We start from the raw sequence: 18,575 nt of genomic DNA, 5'->3' as shown, positions 1-18,575 counted from the left end.
TTCAATTGCTTGTTAGATGGTAACTCAGATAAACACTAAGCGCTCCAGCCAACATAACCATAAGCGTAAAATCAAACACAAAATAAAATAAAAAAATCACCTTAACTTGTGCGACAAACCTTAATCTTAAGTAAAGTTGCTTCAAGTAAAAGACACTACTTACGCAACTTTACTTAAGATTAAGGATTAAAAAGAAGCTTAGCACGCGTCAAGGGATTTTAAATAGAATTTGTTGTTTGGATAAACTCAACGCTTATGCTGTAGAAAAGCGGCAATACTCCTTCTTTCCACAGATCCCTTAGCAAATGAATTCTTTTGTTACCATATAACGCCCAATTAATGGGCTTTTATCGCTGGCTATAATTGCGAGGGACGAGCACAGCCAGCTGTAAAAGTCCCGTTGAATTGCTTGTTATATGCCTGATAAACCTGAACTAAAATACAAAAATCAGAAGTAAAAGACGGTAGCAATAAGCACACTATAAATTGAGCTACCCACAAATGCTAGAACGAAATAATAGCTTTGTTACATTACGTAGTAATAAAAACAACAAAGCTTATTAGTGACTAGTGAAAAACACAATAGCGAAACTCGTAGCAGCGTTTACAAAGGTAAAAGTTGATAACCAAATTGTTAGCTAAAGCACCCTACTTCATGAATTGCATATAACGCCCAATTAACGGGCTTTTATTGCTGGCTAAAATTGCGAGGGACGAGCACAGCCAGCTGTAAAAGTCCCGTTGAATTGCTTGTTATATGCCTGATAAACTTTAACTTAATTACTGACGTTCAAAGTAAAAGACGGTAGTAATAAACGTACTATAAATTGAGCTACCTACAAATGCCAGTACGAAATAATAGCTTTGTTACATTACGAAGTAATAAAAACAACAAAGCTTATTAGTGACTAGTGAACAACTATAATAGCGAAACTCGTAGCAGCGTTTACAAAAGTAAGATTGATCACAACATTTTTAGCTAAACCAGCCATACTATTTGAGTGCATATAACGCCGTTTTAAGCGGCAAATTGCAGTTGGCTAAAATAAGTGAGGCACGAACAAAAAGCCAACTGTAATTTGTCCGCCTTGAAAACCCTTGTTATGTGGCTACTTATTTGAACCACTTTTCTAGGTCTTGCTTACTAGCAGATGGATGTGAATATATACCTTGTTCCAACGCTGCGATAAATGAATCAGCATCTTCTGCTGATAAACCTGTATCAGCGTAATTTAGCACTTTAATATTTTCTATAAGTGTAAAAGGCTGTGCTGTATACATTTGGTATAACTCCATTGGCTCTGACATACCTTTAGCCCACGCTTTTATATAATAGACGTCTTGCTTATTACCATTTGGAAGAGTAATTAAGCCATCTTGTACATAAGCCCAGCTATCAGATTTATCTGATAAAGAGTTTAAAAACTCTTGTCCAAGAACAACAGCTTCTTCTTGTGTGTCAGCTTCAAAAGTTTTAATTGACCGGTTTTCACCTTGTTGGTAAGTAACAACAGGGACTAATAACTCACCTTCTTGTAATTCACTACCAATCAAAACGCTATGCGCTAAAACTAGACCGACAATCTTTCCTACTGCACCAGAAATCAATTAATACCCCTTGCCACATAACGCCCAATTAATGGGCTTTTATTGCTGGCTAAAATTTGCGAGGGACGAGCACAGCCAGCTGTAAAAGTCCCGTTAAATTGCTTGTTATATGCCTGATAAATCAGAACTTAAATACAAAAGTTAGAAGTAAAAGGCGGTAGTAATAATCACACTATAAATTGAGCTACCCACAAATGCCAGAACAAAATAATAGCTTCGCCACAAAAGTCTCTTTAACAAGGCAAAGCTTATTAGTGGCTATTTGAAAACTATAAATAGCGAAACCCGTAACAACGTTTACAAAAGTAAAAGTTAATAACCGAATTATTAGCTAAAGCACCCTACTACATGAATTGCATATAACGCCCAATTAATGGGCTTTTATTGCTGGCTAAAATTTGCGAGGGACGAGCACAGCCAGCTGTAAAAGTCCCGTTGAATTGCTTGTTATATGCCTGACAAACCTAAACATAAATACACAAGCGACTAGTAAAAGATGGTAGTAATAAACGCACTATAAATTGAGCTACCCACAAATGCCAGTACGAAATAATAGCTTTGTTACATTACGTAGTAATAAAAACAACAAAGCTTATTAGTGACTATTGGAAAACCTTAATAGCGAAACCGAAGCAACGTGTACAAAAGTATTTTTGATAAAAACATTTTTAGCTAAACAAACCATACTATTTGAGTGCATATAACGCCCAATTAATGGGCTTTTATTGCTGGCTAAAATTTGCGAGGGACGAGCACAGCCAGCTGTAAAAGTCCCGTTGAATTGCTTGTTATATGCCTGATAAACCTGAACATAAATACTGAAGTTCAAAGTAAAAGACGGTAGTAATAAACGCACTATAAATTGAGCTACCCACAAAAGCTAGAACGAAATAATAGCTTTGCCAACAAAGTCTTTTAAATAGGCAAAGCTTATTAGTGACTATTGAATAACTAAAATAGCGAAACTCGTAGCAGCGTTTACAAAGGTAAAAGTTGATAACCAAATTATTAGCTAAAGCACCCTACTACATGAATTGCATATAACGCCCAATTAATGGGCTTTTATTGCTGGCTAAAATTGCGAGGAACGAGCACAGCCAGCTGTAAAAGTCCCGTTGAATTGCTTGTTATATGCCTGATAAATCTAAACTAAAATACAAAAGTCAGAAGTAAAAGACGGTAGTAATAAATCCACTATAAATTGAGCTACCCACAAATACCAGAACGAAATAATAGCTTTGCCAACAAAAGTCTTTTAAATAGGCAAAGCTTATTAGTGGCCATTGAAAAACTATAATAGCGAAACTCGTAGCAGCGTTTACAAAAGTACGTTTGATAACAATATTTTTAGCTAAACCAACAATACAATTTGAGTGCATATAACGCCTCGTTAAGAGGCAAATAATATGTTGGCTAAAATAAGCGACGCAGGAGCAAAAGCCAACTGTTATTTGTCCTGCTTTAACGACTTGTTAGAGTGTTCTATACACTCAGCTAATGGCGCACAAGTAAAAGCTATTTCTTTATTTTTGAATTCATTATCGAAATCTAAATAAATAACTTTAGCAGTACAAAAACTCATTGATTTAAGTAAATCTTTAAACTCTTCATCAGCCCTAGCTTCAGGAGACATATCCGCTATATGAAGAGAACTTTCATCCTTGGTTTTTGAAGGTACGATTATAGTTTTATTGGGCTCTATAACTGATTTCTTGAGCTCCATCCTTGTTGTGACTTCATAATCCTTTTGATTACATCTACCTGCCTCAGGGTAGGTAATTGTCAAATCCCAAATAACCGCAGAGCTTTTACCCCTGTTAGAAAGTGATAAATCTAGTTTATCGTTTTCAAAACTTAAGACTTGACCCACAATATCTGCATTTTTACTTTCAAATAATTTAACCGCTGTAGAAAAAGCAATTGTAGCTAAGGAAATAACAGACAAAATAACACCAATGTATATTCCGACTCTATTGGCATCCAACTTTTCTTTATGACCACAATGTTTACACACAGTAGCATCATCACGTATTTCTTCATGACACGCTTTACAAGTTGCCATAGTTCTCCATTAACACTCTAACGCCCAAATAACGGGCTAAGTAATGTTGGCTAAAATAGTGAGGGACGAACGGTAGCCAACTGTTACGTGTCCCAGTTTATTTGCTTGTTATGTGCTATTTAGCTAAGCACATTTTGATAACTTCTAAAGCTAGCGCACAAGCAGCAATAATTACGGCTGCTAAGGTAAGACGATTTAAACTTTTAGTTAACTTTGTAGATGAATCATTAGCGCTTGCTATTTCTTGTGTTAAAGCTTCAGTATTAATAGCTAACTTTTCAAGTGCTGATGCAGATCTATTTACAGATGAGAAAATAGTATTTTTACTCAGAGTTTCATAAAACGTTTTTTCAACTTCAGCTAAAGTTCTTTCTGAATTATCTGAATCTTTCAATGAAACCTCCATGGCACATAACGCCCAATTAATGGGCTTTTATTGCTGGCTAAAATGTTGAGGAACGAAACAGCCAGCTGTAAAAGTCCCGTTGAATTGCTTGTTATATGCCTGATAAAACTGAACTTAAATACAAAAGTTAGAAGTAAAAGACGGTAGTAATAAACGCACTATAAATTGAGCTACCCACAAATACCAGAACGAAATAATAGCTTTGTTACATTACGCAGTAATAAAAACAACAAAGCTTATTAGTGACTATTGAAAAACTACAATAGCGAAACCCGTAGCAGCGTTTACAAAAGTACTTTTGGTAAAAACAATTTTAACTAAAACACCCAACTACATGAATTGCATATAACGCCCAATTAATGGGCTTTTATTGCTGGCTATAATTTGCGAGGGACGAGCACAGCCAGCTGTAAAAGTCCCGTTGAATTGCTTGTTATATGCCTGATAAACTTTAACTTAATTACTGAAGTTCAAAGTAAAAGACGGTAGTTTTAAATGAACTATAAATTGAGCTACCCACAATTGCCAAAACGAAATAATAGCTTTGCCACAAAAGTCTCTTTAACAAGGCAAAGCTTATTAGTGACTATTGAAAAACGACAATAGCGAAACTCATAGCAACGTTTACAAAGGTAAAAGTTGATAACCAAATTGTTAGCTAAAGCACCCTACTTCATGAATTGCATATAACGCCCAATTAATGGGCTTTTATTGCTGGCTATAATTGCGAGGAACGAGCACAGCCAGCTGTAAAAGTCCCGTTCAATTGCTTGTTATATGTAAATTACATATACGTTTTAACCAATTCCATTAACTGAGTAACTAACATTATTGAACCTAATACGATAAAAACATTAGGCGAAGCAAAATTAGATTTAGCAGGAGGAGTACTTTTAAGCTTTTTCCCGTGAGCTATTAACCCTAAACCAACACAAATTAGAACAAGGCTGATAATTAAGTCAGCTAAAACATTTGGTGACACTATACTTCCTTTTACATATAACGCCCAATTAATGGGCTTTTATTGCTGGCTAAAATTGCGAGGGACGAGCACAGCCAGCTGTAAAAGTCCCGTTGAATTGCTTGTTATATGCCTGATAAACCTAAACATAAATACAAAAGTTAGAAGTAAAAGACGGTAGTAATAGCCACACTATAAATTGAGCTACCCACAAATGCTAGAACGAAATAATAGCTTTGTTACATTACGCAGTAATAAAAACAACAAAGCTTATTAGTGACTATTGGAAAACTACAATAGCGAAACCCGTAGCAGCGTTTACAAAAGTAAGGTTGATAACAATATTTTTAGCTAAACCAACCATACTATGTGAGTGCATATAACGCCCAATTAATGGGCTTTTATTGCTGGCTATAATTGCGAGGAACGAGCACAGCCAGCTGTAAAAGTCCCGTTGAATTGCTTGTTATATGCCTGATAAACCTAAACATAAATACAAAAATTCAAAGTAAAAGACGGTAGTCATAAACACACTATAAATTGAGCTACCCACAAATACTAGAACGAAATAATAGCTTTGCCAACAAAAGTCTTTTAAATAGGCAAAGCTTATTAGTGACTATTGAAAAACTACAATAGCGAAACCCGTAGCAGCACAAACAAAAGTAACTTTGATAAAACATTTTTAGCTAAACCAACCATACTATTTGAGTGCATATAACAGTTTATTAGTTTGCAAATTTCCCGCTTTCCACAAAACATTTACAAACAACTTTAAAAACCTAGATTATGTCACTTTAATCGAAATATCAACAATATAACTTTTTTAAGTACACTAGCAGCTGTGTGAAAGAAGGAAAAATTCCTGCTTTGTTGTAGAAAGCGAGAAATACACCGAGCTGTATATAAGCACAGTATTGATGTGGTTGTATAAACATTATTTTTTGTTTGTATAAAAAATAATGTTCTGATAAATGAATTACACAATAATGAAAATTTGTTTGATTATTTACAGTGCACGAAAGGTAAACTAGCTATTATTTCAATAAAATAAAGTTGCAGGTTATTTACGGGTCAAAATTAAAACTAAACTGATAATACCGATAAGTTAAATTTTTCAGCAGCATCTTCAATAGTTTTTTCGTTACCTAAATGAGCAAGCATAGGAACCTTTAATAAAGAAGAAAGTTCAGTTATGTTTTCTTCTAAATAATTCATCCCTTCAAATGCGTTAGCAACCCAACCAATACATTCAAGGCCGTCTGCTAAAATAGATTCATACGTTAATACCGCATGGTTTAAGCAACCTAGCTTCATATTAACTACTAAAATAACTTGTTGGTTAGATTGCTTAACAAAATCAGATAAAAACTGCCCATCACCTAAAGGTAATCGCCAACCACCCGCTCCTTCAGTAATCGTTATATCTGCTTTTAGTGAGGTTACATTTTTATAATGTTCTACTACATTATTGACTGTAATACCTGTGCCTGATTTTTGGGCCGCAATATGAGGAGCAATTGGCTCTTTAAAAGCAATAGGATTAATGGATGTGATTGATTGCCCACTATTAGCTACTTGCTGTAACAACAAAGCATCTTCATTTATCAATACACCCTCAATAATATCGCAACCGGCTGAAATAGGTTTATAAACAGCAACTGTTTTACCTATATTGGTTAACGCTTTAACTAAAGCGGTGGCAACAAATGTTTTACCCGCATCTGTGTCTGTAGCAGTAATAAAAAGATTAGACATTTAATTTAACCGCAATACCAGAAAATGCAGAGTAAGTGGCAGGATAAACACCGCTAGGTTCTTGAAAGTCTTGGTAGCGTTTAGTCATTTTTTTCCACTTATCTTTTCCTGCTAACCCTTTTTTATTTTTATTAGGAACATGATTAGCACCAAGACCTTTTAATTCACGGGCTAGGTGAAGTACGTTTTCGTATTCTAAAACAATATCTTTAACGTCGTTTTCTAATAATTTAAAAGGTGAATCCTCAAACGTTTGTATTAATGTTTCTTCTTTTTTAAAATCAATAACATGCTTGTCGTCGTCTACTTGTTTCCAAGATGATTTTAGTTCATGCAAAGTGCCATCAACCAAGGTGCTAAAAATAAATAAACCGCCAGGTTTTAGTACGCGTGTTATTTCAACTAACAGATCACTTAATGGGTTACACCATTGGATCATCAAATTAGAATAAATAACGTCGATACTATTATTATCAAAAGGAAGTTTGTAAGCATCAGCCTCAATCCATTGAATGTCATGAGTTGATCTAGCTTCGGCAAAATTGAGCATTTTTTTAGAGAGGTCTACACCAATAACTTGCTGATATTTACTGGCAAGTATATTGGTAAAAAAACCTGTTCCACACCCTAAATCAACGATATTCAAATCGGTTCGGTTAGGTAATTTAGACATTAGGTGTTTACCAGTATAACGCTGTAAACGCGCAGAAATATCGTAAGAATGTGTTGCTGAACTAAAAGAACGAGCAATGTTGACCCTAATATGGGTATTAACCATTAAGAATACGCCTTGTTTATACTATTTACTAAGTATTTGATATCATTTGCATTATGTGATGCAGTTATAGTAACACGTAACCTAGATGTGTTATTCGCAACGGTTGGAGGACGAATTGCGGTAACCCAAATTCCATTTTCTTTCAGTTTTTCACTCGTGTTTAATGTTTTACTTGCTGAACCTAAGACAATGGCATGTATAGAAGATTCAGTTTTTATTAATTCAATATCGTCGTTTAATGTTGCAGACAATAAATGGCTGAGTTCTGTTATTTTTTCTCTACGCCAATGTTCTTTTTGGATCAGTTTTATACTGGCTTTTGTTGCCCAAGCAATTGCGGGCGACATTGCTGTTGAATATATGTAATGTCTAGAAAAGTTAACTAAATATTCGTAAATATCGTCATTGCAAACAACAAAAGCACCGCTGGTTGCTATGGCTTTTCCAAAGGTTGCCATTACCATATCTAAAGGCGCTTGACTTAAACTCCCTTCACCTAAAAGCCCTTTTACACCTATGCTATGTGCGTCATCTATATAGGTTAACGCTTTGTGCTTGTTAGCGAGTTCGCTAATAGAACGTAAATTAGCTTGATCACCGTCCATACTAAAAACGCCTTCTGAAACAATAATATTATCTTTATCAGATGACGAGCTTAGCAATGTATCAAGTTGTAGCATATCGTTATGCAAAAAACGTTTAGTTCGGCCTTTCGAAGCTAAAGCACCATCAATTAACGATGCGTGGCTTAGCTTGTCTAACCAATAGTTGGTGTTTTTCTCACCTAAGGCATCTAAAACACCTTGATTCGCGGCAAAGCCACTTGAAAATAATAAACATTTTGGTTTGTTTAGCCATGTACATATATCGTTTTCAAGGGATTGATGCGCATAGTGATATCCAGTAATTAAGCTAGAAGCACTTGCACAGGTACCAAATTTGTCAGCACCCTCTTGCATCGCCTTGTTAATTTCAGCGTGATTGTTTAATCCTAAATAATCGTTAGATGAAAAGTTAAGATAAGTTTTGCCACCTATTTTAACTTCTCGTGCAGTCTGCGATTCAACACACTTTGTTGTTCGGTACAAAGCGTGTTCACGTTGTTGCGTTAATTTTTGCTGAATAAAATCGAAGGACAAAACAAATACAACTCAGTTAATTAGCAGCGTTATAAAATATGTCGCTGTTTTGTTGATTAACAACCGCAGTTTTCACTTTTAACACTTGCTCTTCTTCAGTAATGCTATCGATCGTTTCGGTGTTTATACCTAATTTTTTGAACAAGGCAACATCAGCATTGGTTTCTGGGTTATCTGCTGTTAATAGCTTACAACCGTAAAATATTGAGTTAGCACCAGCTAAGAAGCACATAGCTTGCATTTGTTCATTCATTTCTGAACGACCTGCAGATAAACGCACATGGCTTTTCGGCATAATAATACGCGCAACAGCTATACAACGAATAAAGTCGAAATGGTCTAAATCATCAACGTCTGCCAATGGTGTACCTTCAACTTTAACTAACATGTTAATTGGCACACTTTCAGGTTGTGGTGATAGGTTAGCTAATTGAATAAGTAATGAAATACGGTCTTTAGCATCTTCACCTAAACCCACAATTCCGCCACTACATACTTTCATACCGGCTTTACGCACATTGCCTAAAGTATCTAAGCGATCTTGATAAGTACGCGTTGTAATAATTTGGTTGTAGTGCTCAGGAGACGTATCTAAATTATGGTTGTAGTAATCTAATCCAGCGGTTTGAAGTTCGTCTGCTTGCTGTTCAGATAACATGCCTAACGTCATACAGGTTTCTAAACCCATCGCTTTAACGCCTTTAACCATTTCTACTACTAATGGCATGTCACGTTCTTTTGGATTTCTCCATGCAGCCCCCATACAAAAACGGGTTGACCCTTGTTGTTTAGCTTTGCCAGCGGCTTCAAGTACTTTTTCAACAGCCATTAATCTTTCTTTATCAATATCTGTTTTGTAGCGAGCACTTTGCGAACAATATTTACAATCTTCTGGGCAAGCGCCTGTTTTAATTGATAATAAAGTACTTACTTGTACTTCGTTTGCATTGAAGTTTTTACGGTGAACCGTTTGAGCTTCAAACATTAAGTCATTAAAAGGCATATCAAATAAAGCCTGTACTTCTTCTTTGGTCCAATCGTGACGAACCACTTGGTCAGACTCTTTTAACATATTCAACGAATTAAGCTGTACAGACATAAGCTACCTTTTTCTTGTTAATAATAAACAGTAATAATGAGGTGATATAGACGCGATAGAGCATATTGCATCTACATTTATTTACGCGTAGTCTACCATCAAAATTTACTTGTAAACATAGCAATGAGAATTAAGTTAACATATGTCTAATTTATATACAGATGATTTAGCGTTTGATCGCGAACATATTTGGCATCCTTATACGTCAATGACTAACCCACTCCCAAGCTTTATGGTTGATTCGGCTAATGGGGTACACATTAATTTAGCTTCAGGTGAGCAGTTGGTTGATGGTATGTCTTCGTGGTGGTCGGTTCTACATGGGTACAATCACCCTGTTCTTAATGAAGCTTTGATTGAACAAAGTAAAAACATGTCGCATGTTATGTTTGGCGGTTTAACCCATAAACCTGCGGTTGAGTTATGTAAAAAGCTTGTGCGTATTACCCCTGAAGGATTAAATAAAGTATTTTTGTCTGACAGTGGATCTGTTTCAGTAGAGGTTGCTATGAAAATGGCAATTCAATATTGGGGCTCAAAAGGTAAACCTACTAAAAATAAAATGCTTACGGTAAAAAATGGTTATCACGGAGATACCTTTGCCACTATGGCTGTATCTGATCCTACAACAGGTATGCATCATATATACAGCGAGGCATTAGCTAAACAATACTTTGCCCCTGCTCCAACCATTATGATTGATGAGCAATGGAACGAACAAGATATCGCTGAATTAACTGAGCTATTCAAAAAACATCATGATGATATTGCTGCCTTTATAATAGAACCTATAGTGCAAGGTACTGGTGGTATGCGCTTTTATCATCCTGAATACCTTAAAGCCTGTAGAAGGTTATGTGATCAATACAATGTACTTTTGATTGCTGACGAAATAGCAACAGGTTTAGGTCGAACAGGTAAACTGTTTGCTTGTGAGTGGGCAAATATTACCCCTGACATTATGTGCTTAGGTAAAACCCTAACGGGTGGTTATATCACGCTAGCAGCAACGCTTTGTACTAACGAAATTGCTGAAGGTATTAGCAATAGCGAGGCGGGTTGTTTTATGCACGGCCCTACTTTTATGGGAAATCCGCTGGCATGTGCAGTCGCTAATGCAAGTATTGGTTTATTAGAAAGTAGTGATTGGAAAGCAAGTATTACACGTATAGAAAGTTATCTTAAACAACATCTTATCCCTTTAAATACTAATAACCGTGTACAAGGTACGCGTGTGTTAGGAGGAATAGGCGTTGTAGAAACAAAGTATCCGGTAAATATGACGGTAATTCAAAAGCGCTTTGTTGAATTAGGTGTATGGATACGCCCTTTCGGTAAACTTATTTATATTATGCCGCCATTAATATCCACCCATGAAAACTTACAAACAATTATTGATGCTATAGCAACGGTACTAAATGAAAACGACTGTTTTTCATCATAATAAATAAGATTGAATTAAAAACCAATAACATAGCATTTGTTATTGGTTTAAATTTATTAATATGTATATAGCCCAAGCAATTGAAACCGCCATCAATAATAACAAATTGAAATTTTTACTGTCTGATTGTCTTCTTGATCTAAACTTGTGAACAATCAAACTTAAAAAACTCACCAAAGCGCTTAACCAAAGCACTTTGTATAAATAGCCTGTTAATTCAACCAGCCAATAGGTTCTTACTTCAATTTCATGATAGCGTAATAAACCGTAATCTTTTTCTGGGGCGGCATAATAAGACACACATAATGCGATAATAAATAGTGACCAGCTTAGCAGGGTTAAAATCCTGACAATAAACACCCATTTGTCTGGTGATTTTCTTCTGTTTTCTTGCTTGTTTTCCATATTTACTCGTATTTAGCTCATCTCAACCTATATATATTGAATTTTATATCAGGTATTAACAATTTTTACTTGTTAATCATATTCTGCACGGTAACATATCACACCTTAACTTTAGAGCAATTTTGACAGACAAAGAGGTCGATTAATGTCACTCATATCAATTACTGATGTTTTAGCAGGAAAATCACCTGTTAATGAAACAGTTTCAGTACATGGTTGGATCCGCACACGCCGCGATTCAAAAGCAGGTATTTCATTTTTAGCCATTCATGACGGTTCATGCTTTGATGCTATTCAAGCTATTGTTTCTAGTGACATAGAAAATTATCAATCTGATGTTTTAAAATTAACTACAGGTTGTGCCGTTAAAGTAACGGGTATTTTAGTTGAATCTCCTGGCCAAGGCCAAGCATTTGAAATTCAAGCTACAGCTATTGAAGTATACGGATTTGTTGAAGACCCTGATACTTACCCTATGGCAGCAAAACGTCATAGTATAGAATTTTTACGTGAACAAGCACATTTACGTGCGCGTACTAACATTGGTGGTGCAGTAACTCGTGTTCGTAATACATTAGCACAAGCAGTGCATCGCTTTTTACACAGTAAAGGTTACTTCTGGATAAGCACACCACTTATTACCGGTAGTGACTGTGAAGGCGCTGGTGAAATGTTCCGTGTAAGTACATTAGACATGGAAAACTTACCACGTAACGACAAAGGTGAAGTTGACTACAAACAAGACTTTTTCGGTAAAGAAACATTTTTAACAGTTTCAGGCCAATTAAACGTTGAAACCTACGCATGTGCTTTATCTAAAGTGTATACGTTTGGTCCTACGTTCCGTGCTGAAAACTCAAACACAACTCGCCATTTAGCTGAGTTTTGGATGATTGAACCAGAAATCGCTTTTGCTGATTTATCAGACGCGGCTGACTTAGCAGAAGAAATGCTACGTTATGTATTTAAAGCGGTATTAGAAGAACGTGCAGACGATATGGCATTCTTCCAACAACGTGTAGATAAAACCGTTATCGATCGTTTAAATTCAGTAGTGAACAGCGAATTTGTTCGTATGGATTACACTGACGCGATTAAGATCTTACAAGAATGTGGTAAGAAGTTTGAGAACCAAGTTACTTGGGGTGTTGATCTAAACTCTGAGCACGAACGTTACTTAGCAGAAGAACATGTTGGTGGTCCAGTTGTTTTACAAAACTACCCTAAAGATATTAAATCTTTTTACATGCGTTTGAACGACGATGGTAAAACCGTTGCCGCAATGGATATTTTAGCACCAGGCATTGGTGAAATTATTGGTGGTAGTCAACGTGAAGAACGTTTAGACGTTTTAGATGCAAGACTTGCAGAAATGAACTTAGACGTTGCTGATTACGGTTGGTACCGCGATTTACGTCGTTACGGAACTGTACCTCATTCTGGTTTCGGTTTAGGTTTTGAACGTTTAGTGGTTTATGCCACAGGTATGCAAAACGTACGTGACGTTATTCCATTCCCAAGAACACCGAATAACGCAGCATTTTAATTGATAACTAACGGTTATTTTATTATCTAATCGATAGGTTATATAAAAACAAAAACGCCTTAATTGGCGTTTTTTTATGTCTAAATTTTATACGTTAGCATTTTAAAAAATTATATTTTTAGCTGTATCTTGTTTTTTTACAAAAACGACATATTATGTCTTTAGTTATTTTGTTTTGGAGTTTAAAAATGCAACGCATTGTATTATTTTTACTAACTAACCTAGCAATTATGTTAGTGCTTAGCGTTACGCTAAGTATATTAATGTCTGTTTTTGGTATTGATCGACAAGGTTTAGGCGGCTTATTAATGCTAGCCTTTGTTTTTGGTTTTGGTGGTGCATTTATATCTTTATTGATGTCTAAGTGGATGGCTAAGCGCTCGGTTGGTGCTTATGTTATTGAACAACCGCAAAATAATACTGAAAAATGGTTATTAGAAACCGTTAAAAAATATTCAGATCGAGCCGGTATTGGTATGCCAGAAGTGGCGCTTTATCAATCACCTGATATGAATGCTTTTGCAACGGGGGCAAATAAAAATAACGCCTTAGTGGCTGTAAGTACAGGCTTATTAGAAAACATGAGCCAAGCCGAAGCTGAAGCGGTGATCGGTCATGAAATTAGCCATGTAGCTAATGGTGATATGGTTACGTTGACGTTAGTGCAAGGTGTAATGAACACTTTTGTTATATTTTTAGCGCGTTTAATCGCCGGTATTATCGATAATGCAACGCGCAGTAATAACAACCAAGGTGGTGGTTTAGGCGGAATTGCTTATTTTGCCGTTGTCTTTATTTTAGAAATGGTTTTAGGCGTTCTAGCTAGTATTGTTGTTGCTTGGTTTTCAAGAAAACGTGAATTTAGAGCGGATATCGGTGGTGCTCAACTTGCAGGTACATCTGCAATGATTGGTGCATTAGAAAAACTAAAACAGAGTCAAGAAAGTCAGCTTGAAGGTTCAATGATGGCCTTTGGTATAAATAACAAATCTAAATTTATTAGTTTATTTGCCAGCCATCCACCGCTTGATGATCGTATTAAAGCGCTACGCAATAGAACATAAGTTATTAGGGCTTGTTGATCGCGTCGCAAGGCGTGTAGCATAGTTACTCTATGTAAATTCCTTGCAACAATGAGCAAAGCTCAACAGACCCTAAATAATAAGTACATAATTCAAAACGCCTTAATTGGCGTTTTTTTGAACCTAAAAAATTCATCTATATAAATTATTTTATACCAAGTTGATTAACATAGTATTATTTATGAACGTACCATTTTTTCAATGTGGCTCTAAAATCAGCTAATTGGATAGGCTTACTTACAAAATCATTCATACCGGTTTCATAACAATATTCCGCATCACCACTCATTGCTGCGCCAGTAACGGCAATAATAGGAATAGGTTTTTTTTGTTCTGCTTTTTCTTTTTCACGTATTTGTCGTGTCATTTCGTAGCCATCTATATTAGGCATATGACAGTCAGTTAAAATAAGTTGGTATTCTCCTTCTTCCCACATGATCCTTCCTTGAAGCCCATCATCTGCAACATCACAATGATAACCCAGCTGATTCAACTGTCTAACAATAAGCTTTTGATTCAATGGATTATCTTCTACTAACAATATATCAGCTTGTTGTTGTTCTTTACTTTTTTCTTGAGCTCCAACGTCTTCTAGATCAAAGTCTAAGTCGTCAAGGGCTAACTTATCATCGTCTGCTTTCAATTCACTTAAATCTAAATCATCAAGATTAATTTCGAATCGTTTTTGCCACGCATTTTTAATCGCATCAATAAACTGAACTCTTGTAATAGGTTGAGAGCAACAAACACGGGCATTTTTAAATAACTTTCTTGTTTCATCGAGTATTGCTTTATCAACAGCGATGATCACACGGCTCTTATTCGCATTTTCTTTTAAAATAGATAAGGTTAATTCTCGGTTGTCATCGTTATCATTAAATAAAATATAAAGAACACCGTAATCAGGCTGGTCGACCGAAAAATCAGAAAGTTGATACGATAGCACCTCTGCCCCTTCTGTTCTTAAATAGTTACTAAAAGTATCTAATTGAACATCTGAAGCTTCATCACAACTTAATAACGTTACTTTAATATTAGGAAGTGACTCAATATGCATCGCGCGTGTTTCTTGTGACTTCCAGAAAGGTATTTCTACATTAAAACAAGAACCTTTGCCCTCTTCACTTGTAAGCTTTATTCGTCCTCCCATCATTTCAGTAAGCTTGCCACAAATAGCAAGACCCAAACCTGTGCCGCCATATTTTCTTGTTGTTGATTTTTCAGCTTGAATAAAGGGCATAAAAAGTTTTTGTTGGTTTTCGTCACTAATACCAATACCGTTATCTATAACTTTAAAACTAATGCTACTCATAGTTTCATGACTTTTCATAACACTGGTTTTAAGACTAACGTTACCTTGTTTTTTTTGTGTTGATGAAGTGAACTTTAGTGCATTCCCAATAAGGTTAAAAAGTATTTGGCGTACTCTCATGGCGTCACCTTTAACAAAAATAGGTGTATTGGGATCTTCATATACGTTTAAGGTTATATTTCGTTTACTGGCAACAGGAATAAATACCTTAATCACATTATCTATAACTTCTGATATCGAGAAAACACGCTCTTCTAATTCTAATTTTCCTGCTTCAATTTTATTGATATCTAAAATATCATTAAGAATAAAAACGAGATTTTCTGCAGATGTTTTGGCCGTGTCTATTAAGTCTTGAGAGTCTTCAGTTTGTTTCGTGGTGGCTAATAAATCTAAAGAACCAATAACACCGTTCATGGGGGTTCTTAATTCATGACTCATCATAGCAAGAAAATCTGACTTTATTTGACTAGCATTTTCTGCACTTTCTTTAGACTGTGTAAGTTCAATGGTATGGTTTTCTATAACCTTGACCTTTTCAATAACGGTATTACACATCTTTAAAAAGCTACTCGCTAATAAATTAAGTTCATTATTGTCTTTTGAATAAACAATCTTCTTTAAATCATCAAAGTTATGCTTTGAATCAGTTTTGTCTAAATCTAAATCTTGTGTAACTTTGGTAAGGACGTTAATAGGATCCACTATGATCCGTTTAGTAAAAAATAGAAAAATTAGCCACAGTGCAAATGTTTTGATCACTGAGTTTATAATGATAAGGGTAAAACCATACTGAACACGATCAATAATAGAAGCATGAGCAGCATATATATAGCAGTAACCTATTAGGTCTTTTTGTGTATTATTGTCGTTGGTAAAATAGATAGGGAATTTATATTCGAATAAAGAATGCTCAGTATCATCTTTAGAATAAATAATTTTTTGTATACTACCTTTGCCGTATTCACCTTCAAAGGTTGACTGCTCTGCTTGATGGTCTTTACCTATATTACCGGTACTTGCCAATACACTTTTATCTGGTGCAACAACTTTAATGCCAGAAACCATTCCAACTTTGTTAATACCTTCAATGGTTGACTCGAGTTGTTCAATATTAAAGTTCCAAATGGATTGTGACAAACTGTCTTCAATTGTTTCTCCTAAATTTGATAACTCTTCAAAAATAGTACCTTTTACATGGCTATACTCAGAGATTAATTGACCTGATGTAAGTATTAAAGCTATAGCAAAGTATCCTCCAAAAACATAACGTAATAATTTTAATCCAATATTGCTTCTTAGTAGCGCCATAATTAAATCACCGAGCGTGTAATAATTTATATAAATATAAGGAAGGTACTAGGCTAAGAGTAGTACAAGCCACTAATAAATCAAACATTATACTTACTATTAAATAATAATGAGTATTAAAAATAAAGCCAATAAACTCAAAGGTCTAACTTCTAGTTATATATAACCTAAAAACATCCACATTAATGACTAGAAAAAACAACTTAAAGCTATAATGTCCTATTTATTATTGAAATAAAGATTGTTTAACTTAGCATTATTTGGGATAAATGATAGATTTATCATCTTATTTTGAATGTTTTATTAACCAATATATCTATACGCAATGAAATATTTTTTGCTAAATTGGTATTTCTTCTGTGTTATCGTTTTCTTAAGTAGAATAACGACATATCAAAAACGAAGCTTTGCATAATAACTAAACTAGCTGTTTCAAAAATATACCGCAAAGGTCAACACGCTCTAGTCATTAATCCTGATTTTGAGATGATATAGATATATAATCGCTAATTTAAAGATAAGTATTTTAGGTTTATTATGAAACGCGTTGTACTTTATACAATGACCAACTGTCCTCATTGCAATACAGCTAAACAATATTTAGACAAAAACAAAGTTACGTATCGTTTATGTAATGTTAAAACGCCAGCAGGTAAAAAAGAGTTTTCTAAAATAGGATATAGAGGTGTACCGGTTTTGAAAATTGGTGATCAATTTTTAAATGGTTTTTCTGTAAAAACATTCCAGCAAGCCTATGGTAGTTAGTACATTATTGGTTTTCTGTTTGCTCTATTCTACGGCTATTGATTTTATAAAAAAAACTCATTCCTTTATAGGCTAATAGAGTGATAGCTATAAAAAAGAACAGCCAATAAACTTTGAACCAGTTCATTCCCGCGCCTATTACAAACTCAACGGGTATATCAAAATAAGAATAGAAAAAAATGTTATATAATTTAAACCATATACCAAAAAGTAAAATGCTAATGAGTTTGTTAATCATAAAAATTCCCTTTGAATTAGGATCTGCTGACCTTTTATGTTTAAATTTCGTTCGAAATAAATGCTTGTTGATCGCGGCGCAAAAACTGTAGCATAACTGCTCTCTGTATATTTCCTTGAATAATGTGCAAGAAGCATTTAAACAAATCTATATAACAGCGTTTATTAGTCATTTCTACTACGTTGTTACTTATTAAAGTAGAATAACCACGAAACCTAAGCTCTGCCTTGTATAAAAGGCTAATAAACTGCTGCAAAATAATCAGCAAAAATCCACAGACCCTAGTATAAATTACACATCCATAAAATATCGACCTATTGGCGCAGCGCCAAACAATGGTATGGCTTTCGCCATATCGTCTTTAGGAAAATCAGCAATAGATTTTACATGACTTTCGATAGACTCCCACTTTTCGATAATAACAAAAGTCGATTTATCATCTTGTTGCGTTAATATTTCACAAGAAATACAACCTTCTGAATTTGTAATATAAGGTTTGATAGAGGTCAAAAACTCAAGTAATGCTTCCGCTTGCCCTTCTGCACTTTTAAATTCATTTATACGTACAATAGCCATAAAATTTCAACTTAGCATAATGATTTATAATATTAATGTAACTTATTTAACCTTTAAATTCTCATGATAAGTGTAAAAAAATAAA

16 protein-coding genes are annotated in these 18,575 nt (G+C 34.9%); 4 read left to right on the top strand and 12 right to left on the bottom strand.

The window, feature by feature from the left end; genetic code table 11:
- Positions 1–1,113 precede the first annotated feature (1,113 nt).
- From ACM9HF_RS02945 to bioB, 9 genes are all read right to left on the bottom strand, one after another.
- Positions 1,114–1,608: a hypothetical protein gene (locus tag ACM9HF_RS02945; RefSeq protein WP_473614226.1), complete on the bottom strand. Its 495-nt coding sequence runs from the start codon at positions 1,606–1,608 to the stop codon at positions 1,114–1,116.
- Positions 1,609–2,771: 1,163 nt separating this feature from the next.
- A complete protein-coding gene (locus ACM9HF_RS02940; protein WP_473614225.1) occupies positions 2,772–2,987 on the bottom strand; it encodes a hypothetical protein in 216 nt (71 codons plus the stop codon).
- A gap of 68 nt (positions 2,988–3,055) precedes the next feature.
- On the bottom strand, positions 3,056–3,670 hold the full coding sequence (locus tag ACM9HF_RS02935; protein WP_473614224.1) for a hypothetical protein: 615 nt from the start codon (positions 3,668–3,670) through the stop codon (positions 3,056–3,058).
- Between the two features lie 115 nt (positions 3,671–3,785).
- Complete coding sequence (locus ACM9HF_RS02930; protein WP_473614223.1) at positions 3,786–4,064, bottom strand: hypothetical protein; 279 nt, start codon at positions 4,062–4,064, stop codon at positions 3,786–3,788.
- A 796-nt stretch (positions 4,065–4,860) separates the two neighbouring features.
- Positions 4,861–5,058 (bottom strand): hypothetical protein, encoded by a 198-nt coding sequence (locus ACM9HF_RS02925; protein WP_473614222.1) that lies wholly within the window; start codon positions 5,056–5,058, stop codon positions 4,861–4,863.
- Between the two features lie 1,065 nt (positions 5,059–6,123).
- The gene (gene bioD, locus ACM9HF_RS02920; protein WP_473614221.1) at positions 6,124–6,795 is read right to left on the bottom strand and encodes a dethiobiotin synthase; all 672 of its coding nucleotides are present in this window, start codon (positions 6,793–6,795) and stop codon (positions 6,124–6,126) included.
- Entirely contained in the window at positions 6,788–7,573 is a 786-nt protein-coding gene (bioC, locus tag ACM9HF_RS02915) for a malonyl-ACP O-methyltransferase BioC (protein ID WP_473614220.1), read from the bottom strand. Before bioC ends, bioD begins: the two co-directional genes overlap by 8 nt.
- Complete coding sequence (locus ACM9HF_RS02910) at positions 7,573–8,712, bottom strand: aminotransferase class I/II-fold pyridoxal phosphate-dependent enzyme (protein ID WP_473614219.1); 1,140 nt, start codon at positions 8,710–8,712, stop codon at positions 7,573–7,575. Before ACM9HF_RS02910 ends, bioC begins: the two co-directional genes overlap by 1 nt.
- A 16-nt stretch (positions 8,713–8,728) precedes the next feature.
- On the bottom strand, positions 8,729–9,811 hold the full coding sequence (bioB, locus tag ACM9HF_RS02905; RefSeq protein WP_473614218.1) for a biotin synthase BioB: 1,083 nt from the start codon (positions 9,809–9,811) through the stop codon (positions 8,729–8,731).
- A 142-nt stretch (positions 9,812–9,953) separates the two neighbouring features.
- On the opposite strand from bioB, the gene bioA reads away from it, so the two are divergent.
- Positions 9,954–11,255 carry an adenosylmethionine--8-amino-7-oxononanoate transaminase gene (gene bioA / locus ACM9HF_RS02900; protein ID WP_473614217.1) on the top strand — a complete coding sequence of 434 codons (1,302 nt, stop codon included), beginning with the start codon at positions 9,954–9,956 and terminating at the stop codon, positions 11,253–11,255.
- 39 nt (positions 11,256–11,294) lie between these two features.
- On the opposite strand, the gene ACM9HF_RS02895 is transcribed toward bioA, so the two are convergent.
- On the bottom strand, positions 11,295–11,660 hold the full coding sequence (locus tag ACM9HF_RS02895; RefSeq protein WP_473614216.1) for a hypothetical protein: 366 nt from the start codon (positions 11,658–11,660) through the stop codon (positions 11,295–11,297).
- A gap of 145 nt (positions 11,661–11,805) precedes the next feature.
- Between ACM9HF_RS02895 and asnS the strand changes: the two genes are divergently transcribed.
- Together asnS and htpX are read left to right on the top strand one after the other, a co-directional pair.
- A complete protein-coding gene (gene asnS / locus ACM9HF_RS02890; RefSeq protein ID WP_473614215.1) occupies positions 11,806–13,206 on the top strand; it encodes an asparagine--tRNA ligase in 1,401 nt (466 codons plus the stop codon).
- A gap of 188 nt (positions 13,207–13,394) precedes the next feature.
- Positions 13,395–14,270 carry a protease HtpX gene (gene htpX, locus ACM9HF_RS02885; protein WP_473614214.1) on the top strand — a complete coding sequence of 292 codons (876 nt, stop codon included), beginning with the start codon at positions 13,395–13,397 and terminating at the stop codon, positions 14,268–14,270.
- 193 nt (positions 14,271–14,463) lie between these two features.
- Here htpX and ACM9HF_RS02880 read toward each other — a convergent pair whose 3' ends face one another.
- Positions 14,464–16,911 carry an ATP-binding protein gene (locus ACM9HF_RS02880; RefSeq protein WP_473614213.1) on the bottom strand — a complete coding sequence of 816 codons (2,448 nt, stop codon included), beginning with the start codon at positions 16,909–16,911 and terminating at the stop codon, positions 14,464–14,466.
- Positions 16,912–17,448: 537 nt separating this feature from the next.
- Here ACM9HF_RS02880 and ACM9HF_RS02875 point away from each other — a divergent pair.
- Positions 17,449–17,676 (top strand): glutaredoxin family protein, encoded by a 228-nt coding sequence (locus ACM9HF_RS02875; RefSeq protein WP_473614212.1) that lies wholly within the window; start codon positions 17,449–17,451, stop codon positions 17,674–17,676.
- Between the two features lie 529 nt (positions 17,677–18,205).
- Here the strand turns inward: ACM9HF_RS02875 and ACM9HF_RS02870 are convergent.
- Positions 18,206–18,490, bottom strand: coding sequence for a putative quinol monooxygenase (locus ACM9HF_RS02870; protein WP_473614211.1), 285 nt, complete (start codon positions 18,488–18,490; stop codon positions 18,206–18,208).
- Between the last annotated feature and the right edge of the window lie 85 nt (positions 18,491–18,575).

Source organism: Colwellia sp. RE-S-Sl-9, assembly GCF_048296855.1.
Lineage (GTDB): Bacteria > Pseudomonadota > Gammaproteobacteria > Enterobacterales > Alteromonadaceae > Pseudocolwellia.
This window is presented reverse-complemented; position numbering and strand designations above follow the sequence as displayed.

What these genes read in the sequence shown, in the direction of transcription:
- htpX (WP_473614214.1), top strand. Translation starts at nt 13,395, where the DNA reads ATGCAACGCATTGTATTATTTTTACTAACTAACCTAGCAATTATGTTA.
- bioB (WP_473614218.1), bottom strand. Translation starts at nt 9,811, where the DNA reads ATGTCTGTACAGCTTAATTCGTTGAATATGTTAAAAGAGTCTGACCAA.
- bioA (WP_473614217.1), top strand. Translation starts at nt 9,954, where the DNA reads ATGTCTAATTTATATACAGATGATTTAGCGTTTGATCGCGAACATATT.
- ACM9HF_RS02940 (WP_473614225.1), bottom strand. Translation starts at nt 2,987, where the DNA reads ATGCACTCAAATTGTATTGTTGGTTTAGCTAAAAATATTGTTATCAAA.
- ACM9HF_RS02880 (WP_473614213.1), bottom strand. Translation starts at nt 16,911, where the DNA reads ATGGCGCTACTAAGAAGCAATATTGGATTAAAATTATTACGTTATGTT.
- asnS (WP_473614215.1), top strand. Translation starts at nt 11,806, where the DNA reads ATGTCACTCATATCAATTACTGATGTTTTAGCAGGAAAATCACCTGTT.
- ACM9HF_RS02895 (WP_473614216.1), bottom strand. Translation starts at nt 11,660, where the DNA reads ATGGAAAACAAGCAAGAAAACAGAAGAAAATCACCAGACAAATGGGTG.
- ACM9HF_RS02870 (WP_473614211.1), bottom strand. Translation starts at nt 18,490, where the DNA reads ATGGCTATTGTACGTATAAATGAATTTAAAAGTGCAGAAGGGCAAGCG.
- ACM9HF_RS02935 (WP_473614224.1), bottom strand. Translation starts at nt 3,670, where the DNA reads ATGGCAACTTGTAAAGCGTGTCATGAAGAAATACGTGATGATGCTACT.
- ACM9HF_RS02875 (WP_473614212.1), top strand. Translation starts at nt 17,449, where the DNA reads ATGAAACGCGTTGTACTTTATACAATGACCAACTGTCCTCATTGCAAT.
- bioD (WP_473614221.1), bottom strand. Translation starts at nt 6,795, where the DNA reads ATGTCTAATCTTTTTATTACTGCTACAGACACAGATGCGGGTAAAACA.
- bioC (WP_473614220.1), bottom strand. Translation starts at nt 7,573, where the DNA reads ATGGTTAATACCCATATTAGGGTCAACATTGCTCGTTCTTTTAGTTCA.